Annotated in this window: 11 protein-coding genes; 8 read left to right on the top strand and 3 right to left on the bottom strand. The window is 69.0% G+C overall.

Annotated features, from left to right (window positions below):
* Positions 1 to 20: 20 nt before the first annotated feature.
* Positions 21 to 2,894 (top strand): vitamin B12-dependent ribonucleotide reductase, encoded by a 2,874-nt coding sequence (locus ACLQ22_RS07410; protein ID WP_425691598.1) that lies wholly within the window; start codon positions 21 to 23, stop codon positions 2,892 to 2,894.
* A 137-nt stretch (positions 2,895 to 3,031) separates the two neighbouring features.
* A complete protein-coding gene (locus ACLQ22_RS07405) occupies positions 3,032 to 3,967 on the top strand; it encodes a DUF2332 domain-containing protein (RefSeq protein WP_425691597.1) in 936 nt (311 codons plus the stop codon).
* A gap of 47 nt (positions 3,968 to 4,014) precedes the next feature.
* Here the strand turns inward: ACLQ22_RS07405 and ACLQ22_RS07400 are convergent, their stop codons facing one another.
* Both ACLQ22_RS07400 and ACLQ22_RS07395 read right to left on the bottom strand, forming a co-directional pair.
* Complete coding sequence (locus tag ACLQ22_RS07400) at positions 4,015 to 4,332, bottom strand: TraR/DksA family transcriptional regulator (protein ID WP_425691596.1); 318 nt, start codon at positions 4,330 to 4,332, stop codon at positions 4,015 to 4,017.
* 414 nt (positions 4,333 to 4,746) lie between these two features.
* Positions 4,747 to 6,018, bottom strand: coding sequence for an MFS transporter (locus ACLQ22_RS07395; protein WP_425691595.1), 1,272 nt, complete (start codon positions 6,016 to 6,018; stop codon positions 4,747 to 4,749).
* Between the two features lie 326 nt (positions 6,019 to 6,344).
* On the opposite strand from ACLQ22_RS07395, the gene ACLQ22_RS07390 reads away from it, so the two are divergent.
* The gene (locus ACLQ22_RS07390; protein WP_151452428.1) at positions 6,345 to 6,587 is read left to right on the top strand and encodes a DUF5522 domain-containing protein; all 243 of its coding nucleotides are present in this window, start codon (positions 6,345 to 6,347) and stop codon (positions 6,585 to 6,587) included.
* A gap of 40 nt (positions 6,588 to 6,627) precedes the next feature.
* On the opposite strand, the gene ACLQ22_RS07385 is transcribed toward ACLQ22_RS07390, so the two are convergent.
* Positions 6,628 to 8,019, bottom strand: coding sequence for an aminotransferase class I/II-fold pyridoxal phosphate-dependent enzyme (locus tag ACLQ22_RS07385; RefSeq protein WP_425691594.1), 1,392 nt, complete (start codon positions 8,017 to 8,019; stop codon positions 6,628 to 6,630).
* 253 nt (positions 8,020 to 8,272) lie between these two features.
* Here ACLQ22_RS07385 and ACLQ22_RS07380 point away from each other — a divergent pair, with 253 nt between their 5' ends.
* The 5 genes from ACLQ22_RS07380 to ACLQ22_RS07360 are packed head-to-tail and all read left to right on the top strand — an operon-like array spanning position 8,273 to position 15,259.
* Positions 8,273 to 10,069, top strand: a complete 1,797-nt coding sequence (locus ACLQ22_RS07380; protein ID WP_425691593.1) for an ABC transporter family substrate-binding protein — start codon at positions 8,273 to 8,275, stop codon at positions 10,067 to 10,069.
* 27 nt (positions 10,070 to 10,096) lie between these two features.
* Positions 10,097 to 11,581: an ABC transporter substrate-binding protein gene (locus tag ACLQ22_RS07375; protein WP_425691592.1), complete on the top strand. Its 1,485-nt coding sequence runs from the start codon at positions 10,097 to 10,099 to the stop codon at positions 11,579 to 11,581.
* A gap of 51 nt (positions 11,582 to 11,632) precedes the next feature.
* Positions 11,633 to 12,619 (top strand): ABC transporter permease, encoded by a 987-nt coding sequence (locus ACLQ22_RS07370; RefSeq protein ID WP_425691591.1) that lies wholly within the window; start codon positions 11,633 to 11,635, stop codon positions 12,617 to 12,619.
* Between the two features lie 40 nt (positions 12,620 to 12,659).
* On the top strand, positions 12,660 to 14,363 hold the full coding sequence (locus ACLQ22_RS07365; RefSeq protein ID WP_425691590.1) for a dipeptide/oligopeptide/nickel ABC transporter permease/ATP-binding protein: 1,704 nt from the start codon (positions 12,660 to 12,662) through the stop codon (positions 14,361 to 14,363).
* On the top strand, positions 14,360 to 15,259 hold the full coding sequence (locus ACLQ22_RS07360; protein ID WP_358116984.1) for an ATP-binding cassette domain-containing protein: 900 nt from the start codon (positions 14,360 to 14,362) through the stop codon (positions 15,257 to 15,259). Before ACLQ22_RS07365 ends, ACLQ22_RS07360 begins: the two co-directional genes overlap by 4 nt.
* The last annotated feature ends 7 nt before the right edge of the window (positions 15,260 to 15,266 follow it).

Here is a 15,266-nt window from a genome sequence, read left to right as displayed (position 1 = left end):
CGGACGAGGGGGCGGATGAGATGTCGGGGGACGGTGTGACAACCAGCAGGGCACGCAACAAGGCCGGCGCGGGGCTCAAGATCGAGCGGGTCTGGACGACCGAGGGGGTGCACCCCTACGACGAGGTCGCCTGGGAGCGCCGCGACATCGTCATGACGAACTGGCGGGACGGCTCGGTCAACTTCGAGCAGCGCGGTGTCGAGTTCCCGGAGTCGTGGAGCGTCAACGCGGCGAACATCGTGACCACCAAGTACTTCCGGGGCGCCGTGGGCACCCCGGAGCGGGAGTGGTCGCTGCGGCAGTTGATCGACCGGGTGGTGACCACCTACCGCACGGCGGGTGAGGAGTACGGCTACTTCGCCGGCCCGGCAGACGCCGAGATCTTCGCCCACGAGCTGACCTGGATGCTGCTGCACCAGGTGTTCAGCTTCAACTCGCCGGTCTGGTTCAACGTCGGCACGCCCTCGCCGCAGCAGGTCAGCGCCTGCTTCATCCTGGCCGTCGACGACTCGATGGACTCCATCCTGGACTGGTACAAGGAGGAGGGGCTGATCTTCAAGGGCGGCTCCGGCTCCGGCGTGAACCTGTCCCGGATCCGTTCCTCCCGCGAGCTGCTCTCCTCCGGCGGCAACGCCTCCGGCCCGGTCAGCTTCATGCGCGGCGCGGACGCCTCCGCCGGCACCATCAAGTCCGGCGGCGCCACCCGGCGCGCGGCGAAGATGGTCATCCTCGACGTGGACCACCCGGACATCCAGGAGTTCGTGGTCACCAAGGCGCGCGAGGAGGACAAGATCCGCGCGCTGCGTGACGCCGGGTTCGACATGGACCTCGGCGGCGCCGACATCGTCAGCGTGCAGTACCAGAACGCCAACAACTCCGTCCGGGTCTCCGACGAGTTCATGACCGCAGTGGAGAACGGCGGCGGCTTCGACCTGCGCGGCCGGCTCGACGGCGCGGTGATCGAGACCATCGACGCCAAGAACCTGTTCCGCGCCATCTCCCAGGCCGCCTGGGAGTGCGCCGACCCCGGCCTGCAGTACGACGACACCATCAACGACTGGCACACCTGCCCGGAGACCGGGCGGATCACCGCGTCGAACCCGTGCTCGGAGTACCTGCACCTGGACAACTCCTCGTGCAACCTCGCCTCGCTCAACCTGATGAAGTTCCTCCGCGCCGACGGTGGCTTCGAGGTGGAGAAGTTCGTCCGGTCCGTCGAGTTCGTCATCACCGCGATGGACATCTCGATCTGCTTCGCCGACTTCCCGACCGAGAAGATCGGTGAGACGTCCCGCGCCTACCGGCAGCTGGGCATCGGCTACGCCAACCTGGGCGCCCTGCTGATGGCCTCCGGCCTGCCCTACGACTCGGAGCAGGGCCGCTCGGTCGCCGCGGCGATCACCTCGCTGATGACCGGCACCGCCTACCGCCGCTCGGCCGAGCTGGCCGGCGTGGTCGGCCCGTACGACGGCTACGCCCGCAACGCCGAGCCGCACAAGCGGGTCATGCGCAAGCACGCCGCCGCCAACGACGAGATCAAGCCCTCGGGCACCGTGGCCACCGCGATCGTCCGCGAGGCTACGAAGCAGTGGACCCAGGGCAACAAGCTCGGTGACAAGTTCGGCTGGCGCAACGCACAGGCGAGCGTCCTCGCGCCGACCGGCACCATCGGCTTCATGATGGACTGCGACACGACCGGCGTGGAGCCGGACCTGGCGCTGGTCAAGTTCAAGAAGCTGGTCGGCGGCGGCTCGATGCAGATCGTCAACCAGACCGTGCCGCGCGCCCTGCGCAGTCTCGGCTACCCCGAGGAGCAGGTCGAGGCGATCGTCGAGCACATCGCCGACCAGGGCCACGTGGTCGACGCCCCGGGCCTGAAGCCGGAGCACTACCCGGTCTTCGACTGCGCGATGGGCGAGCGGTCCATCGCCCCGATGGGTCACGTGCGGATGATGGCGGCCGTCCAGCCGTTCGTCTCCGGCGCCATCTCCAAGACGGTCAACATGCCGGAGCAGGCGACCGTCGAGGACGTCGAGAAGATCTACTTCGAGGGCTGGAAGCTGGGCCTCAAGGCGCTGGCGATCTACCGCGACAACTGCAAGGTCGGCCAGCCGCTGTCGGTGGCGAAGTCCAACAAGGCCACCGAGGCCGCCCCCGCCGAGGTGGAGAAGGTCGTCGAGAAGGTCGTCGAGTACCGCCCGGTGCGCAAGCGCCTGCCGAAGAAGCGCCCGTCCCAGACGGTCAGCTTCTCCGTCGGCGGCGCCGAGGGCTACCTCACCGCCTCGTCCTACCCGGACGACGGCCTCGGCGAGGTCTTCCTCAAGATGTCGAAGCAGGGCTCGACCCTGGCCGGCGTGATGGACGCCTTCTCGGTGGCCATCTCCATCGGTCTCCAGTACGGCGTCCCGCTGGAGACGTACGTCAGCAAGTTCACCAACATGCGCTTCGAGCCGGCCGGCATGACCGACGACCCGGACGTGCGGATGGCCGCCTCGGTGATGGATTACATCTTCCGTCGCCTGGCGCTGGACTTCCTGCCGTACGAGCGCCGCGCGGAGCTGGGCATCTTCACCGCCAGCGAGCGGGCGGCCCAGCTGCGGGCCGAGGCGGAGGCGGAGGCGAGCGGTGCGGACCTCACCGCGATGGCCGCCTCCGCCCCGGTCGAGGCGCCGACCGAGCCGAAGACCGGACCGGTCGCCCAGCCGGCGCAGGAGACCGCCGACGTGGCCGCCGCCAAGCCGGCGCCGTCCGTGGGTTCCAGCACCGAACTGCTGGAGGCCGTGATCGGCAAGGCCGCCGACGCGCCGCTCTGCTTCACCTGCGGTACGAAGATGCGCCCGGCGGGTAGCTGCTACGTCTGCGAGGGCTGCGGCTCCACCAGCGGTTGCAGCTGACGTACGACTGCGACGAGCCCCGGGTGTTCCGACGCCCGGGGCTCGTCGCATGTCTGGCCCAGGGATACGGGTCTCGCCGGCCCGGCCCGGAGGACGCGGTTTCGTAGGTCCGCACGTCGAGCCGCGATCATGGGGAGATGACTATCGCCGGGACGTACGCCGAGTTCGGCATCCGGGAGGCGCGCGGCGTGTCGCCGACGTACGAGCGACTCTCCCTCGCCGTCTCCCGCGACGACGAGCTGCTGACCCTCCTCGCCGCGCTACCGCCGGCCCGGCGGCAGCCGAACCTGCTGTTCGGCGTCGTACGGCTGCTCGGCGGGCCGGTCGACGACCCGGCGGCCTTCCGCGACTTCGCGCTGGCGAACTGGCCGGCGATCGAGGCGGAACTGCGCACCCGCGCGACCCAGACGAACGAGCCCGGGCGGTGTGCCGTACTGCTGCCGGTGCTCGCCGCGTTGCCGCAGCCGCTGGCGCTGCTGGAGGTCGGCGCGTCCGCCGGGCTCTGCCTCTACCCCGACCGGTACGCCTACCGCTACGGCGACCACGCGCTCGGCGCGGGCGAGCCGGTCCTCGGATGCGCGGCCACCGGCCTGGCCCCGCCGGACCGGCTACCGGAGGTGGTGTGGCGGGCCGGCCTGGACCTGAATCCGCTGCGGGTGACCGATCCGGCGGACGTCGCTTGGCTCGACGCTCTCATCTGGCCGGAGCACACGCACCGCCGCGCCCGGCTGCGGGCCGCCGCGGCCGTCGCCGCGTCCGACCCACCGCTGCTCGTGCGTGGCGACCTGGTGGACGACCTGCCCGCGCTGGCCGCGCGGGCGCCGGCGGGCGCGACGCTGGTGGTGTTCCACACCTCCGTGCTCTACCAGGTGCCGGCACCGCGCCGGGCGGCGTTCGCCGACGTGGTACGCCGACTGCCCGGCCACTGGATCTCCAACGAGTCCCCGGACGTGCTGCCCCACGACGCGCTGCCGGAGCCGCCGGACGAGGCGCTGTACAACGTGCTCGCGCTGGACGGCCGGCCACTCGCCTGGACGCGCTCGCACGGGCAGGCGATGACCTGGTTCGGCTGACCCGACGGGCTGCCGTGCCGTCCCCCGGCACGGCAGCCCTGCGTACGTCAGTGCTGCTTCTGCTGGCAGGGCACGCAGAAGCGGGCGTGCGGCAGCACCTCCAGGCGCTCCCTGGGGATCGCGGCGGAGCAGCGCTCGCAGACGCCGTAGCGGCCCTCGGCGAGGCGGCGCAGCGCCCCGCTGATCTGCTCGATGCTCCGACGGGTCGCGGCGATCAGCGCGCTCTGGGTGTGCGCCTCGCCCGGGTCGCCGGTGTCGGCGGTGAGCTGCGTCAGCCGGACGGTCTGCGCCTCGAAGTCGTTGGTCAGTGTCGTACGCAGGTCGTCGAGCCACTTCTGCTCGCTGGACTGGGTGGGCGTGGTCATGGCGTAGCTCCTTCGGGAAAAAGAAAAAGGGCCGAAGCTGGATAGCTTCGCCCTGGTGGCCGTTCGCAAGAGTTGCAACCGGTTCACGGAGGGCCACGTCCGGCGGGGCTCGGCAGTCGGGAGGCGACCGAGCCGGCGCACGACGGCGCGACCGCGGATCGCACCACCCGGGTCGCCACGTTCACCCGCAGGGCACACCGGCAGGCAGCAGCGGGCGCCGCCGTCACCACGACGGCGGTGCTGTTCTGCTGACCGGTCGAACACATGCAGCCACCATAGGCCGGGCGGAGCGGAAAGCCAACGTGCTTCCGTGCGCACGGGGCCGGCCCGGTGCCCGGGGTCACCCGGCCGGGACGTGCGGCCTGGTCGGCCGCCGACGGGCCCCGTCGGGGGGCCAGTTCTGACGTCGGCCGGTCAGGTCGCCGGCATGTCCCGCATCCGCCGCAGCGGGGAGAGGACGACGAAGAGCGAGGCGCTCCACGTGCCGAGCACGCAGATCCACAGCGCCGGCCGCAGCCCGAGCTGGCTGGCGAGCGTGCCGCCGGTGAGCGCGCCCAACGGGATCACGCCGAAGCAGACCCAGAGGAACGCCGCGTTCACCCGGCCGAGCAGGGCGGGCGGGGTGATCCGCTGCCGGTACGTCATGGCGGCCACGTTGTAGAGCACCGCGTTGGCGGAGAACGCGGCCATGCCGATGCCGTAGAGCAGCACCCCCCAGCCGGGCTGCGCCAGGGGCATCAGCAGGTAGAGCGGGCCCGGGGCGGCCATCGCCACCCAGATCACCCGGGCCGAGCCGAGCCACGCGGTCAACCGACCGGCGAACGCGCCGACGACGAGGCCGCCCACGGCGCTGACCGAGAAGACCAGCCCGACCAGCGCCGGCGGCGCGTGCAGCTCCTGAAGGAGGAAGACCACCTCGATCGAGCCGGACGCCATGACGAAGAAGTTCGAGGTGGTGGTGCAGGCGAGGATGCTGCGCAGGATCGGCTGGCGGCGGATGAAGCCCAGCCCCTCGGTCATCTCCACCCGCAGCGGCGCCCGCTCGCGGCGTGGCGCGGGCTCGGCCGGCGCCTCCCGGATCAGCAGCAGGGTCAACCCGCTGACGGCGAAGGCGACGGCGGTGACGACGAACGTCCTCGCGGCGCCGACCAGCCCGACCAGCACGCCGCCGATCGTCGGGCCGACGAGTTCGGCGGAGTCCTGGCCGACGGTGAGCTTCGCGTTGGCGTCCACGAGGCGGTCCGGCGGCACCAGCCTCGGCAGCATGCTCTTGTAGGCCACCGTGAACATGACGGTGAGCACGCCGGAGAGCCCGACCACCGCGTACAGGAAGCCGAGGGTGAGCCGACCGGCCAGGGCGACCACCGGCACCGACAGCAGCAGCGCCGCCCGACCCAGGTCGCAGACGACCATCAGCCGCCGTTGGTCGAGCCGGTCGGCGAGGATCCCGGCCGGCAGCGAGAAGATCAGGTACGGCACCCAGGCGAGCGCGGTCAGCAGCGCGACCTGGAAGACGCTGGCGTCGAGCGTGCCGACGGCGAGCAGCGGCACCGCCACGTTGGAGACCCGGGTGCCCAGTTCGCTGACCGTCTGCCCGGCCAGGAGCAGCCCGAAGTTGCGGCTGCGCAGCAGCGAGGGCCGTTTCGGGTCGGCACCCCCGACGGGCGTGGTCGCCTGCTGCGTCACGTCGGCTCCCCGGCCCGCGTCGGCGAAGGCCGTGCTGAGGTCGGCGACGCCCCGGGGGTTGACGCGCGTCGCGGGCGCCCGGCCCGGCGATGGTCCATCGGGTCAGCCTGCCGGCCCCGCCCGGACCGACGCCACCGGTTATCCGACCCCGGGCGGTACCGTCTGCGAGCCGCCGATGCTGCCAACGGCACGCGGCGTACGGCCGGTGCGGCGCCGGTGGCGGCGGACGGGAGGCGCGGCGTGTCCTCCCGGCCCCCGAGCCGGTCCGTGCCGACGCGTCGACCGGCCTGGAACAGGGGCGACGAACGCGTGGCTAGACTGCGCCGGTGACCGGAGAGCGGCGACCGCTGGCGGACCGGCCGCTGACCGAGCCCCACCCGTCCCGGCTGCCGCCGGAGCACCCGGAACGGGAGCGGATCCTGGCCGCGCACGCCGCAGCCCTGACCGCCGGCGAGGCCGGCTACCTTGACCCGACCAGTGGCCTCTTCGTGCTCAGCGCGGGTTTCCTGGCCCGGCGCGGCACCTGCTGCGGTCGCGGCTGCCGGCACTGCCCGTACGTCGACGACTGACACGGCAGAACGGCAAGCTGATCCACCGACAACCCGACACTCACCGGTGGATCGAGACTGAGGAGATCTCGCCGACCTTCGCGGGTAACTGACACGCCTCGGCGATCAACCGGGCCGTGGGGTCCATGTCGCGGCCCAGTGCGGTGCCGTTTATGTGCACGTGCTGCTGCAGGACCGGTTCCGCTTCGAAGAAGCTGCCGGGGTGTACGACGACGCCGTGCCGGCTGAGTCGTGTACAGACCGAATGCTCGTCGGGAACGGGCAGCCAGATGTGCGGTCCGTCAGTCGTCTCAACGTCGAACCCGTAGCTGGCGAGGGCCTGGCTGAATGCGGCATGTCGCCGCCTGCACTCGATGACGAATTTACTCGTGTGGCGTTTCGCTCTGGCGTCGGTCAATTGGAATGCCAACGCGAGCTGGAGAATCCGACTGACCCATCGCGATGAGTAGGTGAGCCGCATCCACATCATCTCGATGTATTCCGGGCCGCCGCCGACCACGGCGACGCGCAGGTCGGCGCCGAAGAAGAAGTTGTAACTCTGCATGTGGACGACCCGGCTCGGCAGGTGGTTCGCCAGGGATCGCTGTCGAGACCGCATCAGCGGAGTCAGTGACAGCTCAAAGATCGGAAACGACTCGTCGCGGAGCAACGCCGCAGCAGCCTCGATCCAGTTGTCGTCCACGGTCCGGCCCGAGGGGGCGCTCCCATTCGGCTGGTAGATCATCGCGACCGGCTTACTGATCAACGCCACCCGCAACTGGTCCAGGTCGGGGCCGTTCGGCCGGTACCGGATCGGGACGGCGGTGGCGCCGATGGACTCAAGGATGTCGAGCACCCGCGCCTGGCTGGGCGACTCGATGATCACCCGGTCGCCGGGGCGAGCCACCGAGGTGAGCGCCAGTTCGAGGGCATCAATGGGGCCGTGAGTGGCAAGGAAGTGACTGGTCTCGGACGGCCAGTACGGCCGGACGGATGCCGCCAGTTCGGGCGTGATGGGATCGGCAAAGGTGTTGTGCAGGGCGCGGCTGCTGAGCGCGTACTCGAGAGCCGGGGCCAGATCCGGCGGCGTCAGGTCGTCGCTGCGCAGGTTTCCCAGGTCGATCGGCATCGTTGACGAGGTGCGGACCATGCTGTCGAACCGTCGGGCCCGTGGGGGTTGCGGTGGCCCCAGGACGAAGGTGCCACCCCGACGCCGGGTCTCGATCACGTACCGCAAGCTGAGGGTCTTCCATGCCTGCGCCACGGCCGATCGGCTCATCCCCAACTGGGTCGCCAGATCCCGCACCGTGGGCAGCTGGGACTGTGCCGGCAGTGCGCCCGAGGCGATCATGTCGATGATCGCGCGAGCCAGCGCGTTGGCCGTACGCAGCGTGAGCTGTGACTGAATGAGCCGCAGGCATTCCTCGCTGTCCAGCGGCGCCGGTGGTGTCACGGTTTGTGTCCTCTGATGACGGTGTGTGCCGGAAGCGATTCGGGCGAAAGGGCATGCCGGTGCTGACTGTAGTGCCTCAGGTGGGGGTCGGACCGGGGCGGAGCACTCGCCCGCTGTGGGTCCTTCCGGGGGCAGGGGCGGGTCGGAGTCAGCCGAGGAACACGTCGTGGCTGGTCAAGCAACCCGCCGGCTAATATGTCCATGGACATTTCTCTGTTGACCAGAACATAACCCGAACTTAGCTTCATGTGCGTTGACCTCGCACTTCGGGGTTCTTGCTGCGGAGTCCAGCCACCCTGGCAGCCGCCGCCTGAGTCGCGTCGCATTCAGCGAAAGCCGCATACCACTCACTCAGCTCAGAGGACGTGTGCCAGTGAAAACCTCTCGACGCCTCGTGGCCGTTGTCGCGCTTGCCGCGCTCGCCGGGATGGCCGGCTGCACCAAGATCGCCGACGACAAGCCCAACGCTCCGACCTCTTCGACCGAGGTCACGGACGGCGGGACGCTCACCATCGCCGCTGCCAGCGCCCCCGTGGACTGGAACCCGCTGTCGGCCGCCGGTGACACCACCGGACAGCGCCAGCAGCAGTGGCCGTTCTATCCACACCCGTTCCTGACCAACCCGGACACCACCGTGGTGCTCAACAAGGCACTCCTGGAATCGGCAGAGGTGGTCAGCACCGACCCGATGAAGGTCGAATACAAGATCCAACCGAAGGCCGTCTGGTCCGATGGCACACCCATCACCGGCAAGGACTTCGAGTACACGCAGGCCGTGCAGGACCCGAAGAAGTGCGCCGAGTGCAAGGCCGCCTTCACCGAGGGCTACTCGCTGATCACGTCCGTCGACACCAGCGCGGACGGCAAGACGGTGACGATGACCTACTCGCAGCCGTTCGCCCAGTGGCAGGCGCTGTTCAACTACATCCTGCCGGCGCACGTGGCCGCGTCGTACGGGAACCTGGCGACCTCGTTCAACGACGGTTTCGGCAAGAACGTGCCGAAGTTCTCGGGCGGCCCGTACCTGGTGAAGGAATACCAGGACGGCGTTTCGATGACGATGGTCAAGAACCCCAAGTGGTACGGCGAGCCGGCGCACCTGGACACCATCAACACCCGTTACATCGCCGGTCAGGGCGCACAGATCACCGCGCTGCAGAACGGTGAGATCGACCTCGCGTACCAGAACCCGACGGTCGACACCGTCAACCAGGTGAAGGCCATGAACAACATGACCGTCCTGCTCGGTTCGACGCTCACCTACTTCCACCTCGGCATGAAGACCACCGGCGACGTGATGAGCGACCCGGCGCTACGCAAGGCCATTTCCACCGGGCTCAACCTGGACGACATGCGCAAGCGCACCGTGGGCCAGTTCGCCCCGGATCAGCCGACCTCGAAGAGCAGTGTGTACGTGCCCGGGCAGAAGGTGGGTGGCATCCCCGCCTACCGCGAGAACACCGATGAGCTCAACATCGGCAAGGGCGACACCAAGGCTGCTCTCGACATCCTTCAGAAGGCTGGATACAAGATCACCGACGGCAAGCTGATCCTCCCGGACGGCAAGCCGCTGCGTGACCTGAAGATGCTGACCCTGTCCACCGATGTCCTTCGCATGGAACTCGCGCAGATCACCCAGTCGCAGCTCAAGCCGCTGGGCATCACCGTGACCATCGACGCCGCCGACGGCGCCCGCTACTCTCCCGCGCTGCGGGCGGGCAGCTTCGACATCATGGCCACCGGCACCGCCCTCGACCTGGGCTCGCTCTCCCTCCAGCAGTGGTACGGCACCAAGGCCGCCCGCTCGTTCGGCTACTCGTCGCCGGAGGCGGATCGACTCTTCGCGGCAGCCGCGACGGAGCTGGACCCGCAGAAGCAGATCGATCTGATGAATGAGATCGACCGGACGCTCATGTCCGACGGTGTGGTGCTGCCGCTGTTCGCCAGTCCGCAGATGGCCGCGTATCCCAGCAAGTTCGGCAACATCTTCATCAATCCCAGCAAGTACGGAACCACGATGAACATCGAGCAGTGGGGACTTCGTAAGTAGTTCTCCGCTCCGCGAGAGAGGAACCGGATGACGATCGACTTTGTGGTGGCGACCCCACACGACGCGATTGAGTTCAACGACGTCTACCGCAACACCACCGCAAGTGCCGGCTACATCGCCTGCAACAACATCTACAACCGGGTTGTGCTCAACGAGTGGTATGACATCAACCCGTTCCCCGATCTGGCGACGCACTGGGAGCAGTTGGACGGGTCGCGCCGGTGGCGCTTCCACCTCAACAAGGCCGCCCGGTGGCAGGACGGCACGCCCCTGACCGCGCACGACGTCGTGTACACCCACCTCCACGCCAAGGAGATGGGCTACACCGGCGGGCGGTTCATGAAGGATGTCGAGACGATCGTGGCGGTCAACGACCACACCGTCGACTACCACCTGCACACCGCCAACGCCGGATTCCTCGTCCTGCTGGGCAATTTCATCTTCACCCACATCCTGCCCCGGCACCTGTACGAGGGAACCGACTGGGCCACGAACCCGCACAACCTCAAGCCGGTGGGCTCCGGTCCGTTCCGACTGGCGGAGTGGATTCCGGGCGAGCACGTCATCATGGAAGCGGTCAAGGACCACTGGGGCCCGCAGCCGGAGATCGACCGGCTGATCCTGAAGATCGTCGAGGACCGCGACGAGTGCGTCCGGATGGTCGCCCGGGGTGAGGCGCACTACTTCCCGCAGGACACCCTGACCAAGGACCGGCTGCACCTGCTCGACGGGGCCACGGCCAACATCGAGCTGCTGAAGGACCCGGGGCCGGGCATGGCGCTGCTGGACTTCAACCACGGCCGCGAGATCTGGCAGGACAAGCGGGTACGGGAAGCGGTCGCCCACGCGGTGAACCGGGCGGAGATCGCCGAACTCGGTGACCCCGGGGTGTCCCAGGCCTGGGACCACTACCTGCTCGGTTCGGTGGAGTGGTCGTTCAACCCGGACGCCAAGGCGCCGGCCCATGACGCGGATCGCGCGCGGACGCTGCTGGACGAGGCGGGCATGAAGGCCGACGCCTCCGGCGTACGGGCCCGGTTGTCACTGTTCTACATGGACAGCTTCCATGGCCACAAGCCGCTGGCCGAGCTGATCAAACGCCAGCTGGGCGCGATCGGCTTCGAGGTGGACTTCGAGGGCCTTTCGTCGGTGGACTGGGCACGTCGAGTCGGCCGCGAGCACGACTTCGACCTGATCATCGTCGGTGGCTCGATGGCACCGGACCCGGAGATCACCGCCCCGAAGTACTCCACCGGGGGCGAGAACAACATGGCCCAGCACCGCAACCCCGACGTGGACGCCGCCTACCTGGCCGCGCGCACCGCGGGCACGCTCGCCGAGCGTGGTGAGCACTACCGCCGGCTTCAGGAGATCTGGGCCCGGGACACCGAGTGGGTGCCGCTGTTCTGGTACGGCACCTACTTCGCCCGGAGCCGGGACTTCTTCGGCTGGTCCGACCAGGTCGGCTACTCGGTGCCGTGGTGGCACTGGGGCAGAATCCGCGCCGTCTAGGGACCCGGTACCCAACATGCAGATCTTCCCGAGGGAAGGAGGAGCGAAGCCATGCTTCGGCTGATCCTTAGACGGCTCGCCAGCGCCGTCCTGGTGTTGCTGCTCGCCTCCGTCGTGATCTTCACTGTGATCTCGGTCTCGGGAGACCCGTTGGCTGAGCTCCGGGACCGGCAGCCGCCGGTCCCGGAGTCGGTGATCACCGCTGAGGAAGAGCGTCTGGGGCTGAACAAGCCTCTCCCCGTGCGCTACCTGAACTGGCTCGGCGGGGTGCTCACCGGTGACTTCGGCCCGTCGACCATCGCGACCCGGGACATCGGGGCCGAGTTGGGCACCCGGGTCGGTGTCACGCTGCGGCTCGTGGTGCTGGCCATCGTGCTCGCACTCGTCCTCTCCCTGATCGCCGGCACGGTCTCGGCACTGCACCAGCGCCGCTGGCCGGACCTGATCATGACTCCCACCGCGTTCGTGCTCCTCGCGCTGCCGTCGTTCTGGCTGGCCGTGCTGTTCAAGCAGTGGGCGATCGGGCTCAACGACGCGACCGGCTATCAGCTCTTCTACACGGTGGGTGCGGTCTCCGTGCCACAACCGGAGGCGATGGGCGCCCGGATCGCGGACATCGCCGGGCACCTGATCCTGCCGACGCTGGTGCTGGCCCTGGTCCACTTCGCGACCTGGAGCCGCTACCAACGTGCGGCGGTCGCCGAGGGACTGGCCGGTGACCACGTCCGGTTCGCCGTGCTCAAGGGCCTCAGCCGAGGCCGGATCGTCAGGTCGTACGTGGTCCGTCCCGCGCTCATCCCGATCGTGACCATCGTCGCGTTGGACCTTCCGGTCGTCTTCTCCGGCGCGGTGATCACCGAGACGGTCTTCCAGTGGCGCGGAATGGGCGGCTTCCTGCTGGAGTCGATCGCGATCCGCGACACCAACGCCGTACTCGCGTGGTTGCTCATCGCCGCCACCGCAGTGGTCGTATTCAACCTGATCGCCGACATCCTGTACGGCCTTGTGGATCCTCGGGTGCGCTATGCAAAGTCCTGAGCTGGCCAACGATCTCGCGCCAACGGCCGGGACGTCGAAGATGGCCGTCACCTTCCGACGGTTCGTCCGGCACAAGGTGGGCATGGGTGCACTCGCCGTCCTGCTCATCGTCATCCTCGCGGCGGTCATCGTGCCGCCGCTGTGGCCCTACGACCACACCGACATCACCCCCGAACTGTCGCAGTCCCCGTCCCTGCAACACCCGATGGGCACGGACACCCTGGGCCGTGACCTGTTCGCGCTGGTGCTGCGGGGCATGCAGCAGTCGCTGCTCATCGCGGGCTCGGTCACGATCATCGCCTGTGTCATCGGCGTCGTCATGGGTGTCGCGGCCGGCTACTTCGGACGGTTCGTCGACGCGGCCGTGATGCGCACGGTCGACCTCGTGCTCACCCTGCCCACCATCGCGCTCGCCGCGTTCCTGGGCTCGCTCGTCGCGGGTAAGGGAGTCTCCTGGCTCGGCCTGGCCATGGTCCTCGGCGCGCTGATGTGGACGTCGGTCGCCCGCCTCGTCCGAGGTGTCGTGCTCGGAATGCGCGAGTTGGCCTTCATCGACGCGGCCCGGGTGATGGGGGCGAGTCCGATCCGCATCATGTTCCGGCACCTGGTGCCCAACGCGTCAGACCACATCGTGGTGTCGGGAACGCTCATGTTCGGCGTGGCCATCCTCGCCGAGAGCAGCCTGTCCTTCCTCGGATTCGGTGTGCAGCCCCCGGACACCTCCCTGGGTCTGCTGGTCGCCAACGCACAGTCGGCGGTGCTGACCCGCCCGTGGCTGTTCTACTTCCCGGGTCTGCTGATCGTCACGATCGTGCTGTCGGTCAACTACGTCGGGGAGGGGTTGCGGGACGCCTTCAACCCGAAGTCCTCGCCCACCAACCCGCTGGCGACACCTCGCCGGCTGCGCAGGCGCAAGCCGCATCCGGTGTCCGGCGATCCGGCACCATCGCAGAAGCCGCTGCTCAAGGTGTCGGACCTCTCCGTACGGTTCGGTGGACACATCGCGGTGGACGCCGTCAACCTGGAGGTCAGGCCGGGTGAGGTGGTGGCCCTCGTCGGTGAGTCCGGGTCCGGAAAGTCACTCACCGCGCTGTCCGTGGTGGGGCTGCTGCCCAGCAACGCGGTGGGCAGCGGGTCGATCAACTTCGACGGCGCCGAGCTCAGTGGCCTGAGCTTCGCGCAGTGGCGCGAATACCGGGGTCGGCGGATCGCGATGATCCTCCAGGACCCGTCGACCACCCTCAACCCGGTGCTCACCATCGGTGCCCAGTTCGCGGACTCGATGGCACTGGCCGGCACGGTCAAACGGGCCGAGGCGCGACGGCGCGCGATCGAGCTGATGGAGAGCGTGGCGATCAAGGACGCGGAGGCTCGGCTCGACCAGTATCCGCACCAGCTTTCCGGCGGAATGCGCCAACGGATCGCGATCGCGTTGGCCATGGTGCACGATCCGGATCTCATCATCGCCGACGAGCCGACCACTGCCCTGGACGTCACCGTGCAGGCCCAGGTGATGGCGACGCTGGCGTTGGCCCGGGAACGTACCGGCGCGGCGATGCTCTTCATCACCCACGACCTGGCCCTCGTCGCCGGCATCGCGGACCGTGTCGCCGTGATGTACCAGGGCGAGATCGTCGAGCAGCGGGACGTCTTCGCCATCTTCGACAACCCGGAGTCGGACTACACCAGGAAGCTGCTGTCGTTGGCACCCCGGATCACCAGTCAGGCGGGGGAGGGGCAATGAGCGCGCAGACGCCCATCGGCGGGTCCGCCGAGCTGTTGCGGGTCACGGACCTGGTGAAGCACTTCCGGGCTCCCCGGGCGGCCCGACGACGCGGGCAGGCCATCGTGCACGCCCTCTGCTCCGCCTCGTTCTCGGTCGGCCCGGCGGAGACGCTCGGCATCGTCGGGGAATCGGGGTCGGGTAAGACCACGCTGCTGCGGACCATCCTCGGGTTGCAGCAGCCGACCTCGGGTCAGGTGCTGTTCCTGGGCCAGGATGTCTCCCAGCGCAAGGGCGCCACCGCCCGCGCGTTGCAGCAGGAGATCTCGGTGGTGTTCCAGGACCCGTACACCTCGTTGGATCCTCGGATGACGGTGGCGGACCTGCTCGCGGAGCCGATGCGGATCCACCGGCTGCCGGTGGACGGCGCGCGGGCCCGGACGCTCCTCGACCAGGTACGCCTGCCCGCCGCCAGCCTGCGGAAGTTCCCGCACGAGTTCTCCGGCGGCCAGCGTCAGCGCATCGCCATCGCCCGCGCACTGGCCCTGAATCCGAAGCTGATCGTGCTCGACGAGCCGGTGTCGGCGCTGGACGTGTCGGTCCAGGCGGAGGTGTTGAGCCTGCTCAAGGAGTTGCAGCGGGAACGGCAGGTCTCCTACCTGTTCGTGGCCCACGACCTTGCCGTGGTTGCCGACATCTCCCACCGGGTGGGGGTGATGTACGGCGGTCAGCTCGTCGAGCTCGGCCCGACCGGACAGGTGATCGGCGAGCCGGCGCACCCGTACACCCGGGAACTCCTGGCCGCGGTGCCGGTGCCGGACCCCCGGATCGAGCGGGCCAAGCCGCGAATGCTGCAACGCCGGTGGCCGACGGAGACCGACGGCCTGCCGCCGTGCCCGCACGGCGACGCCCTGTAGCCGTCAC

The organism is Micromonospora sp. DT178, from assembly GCF_049841695.1.
In the GTDB taxonomy this organism is placed as follows: Bacteria; Actinomycetota; Actinomycetes; order Mycobacteriales; family Micromonosporaceae; genus Micromonospora.
This window is presented reverse-complemented; position numbering and strand designations above follow the sequence as displayed.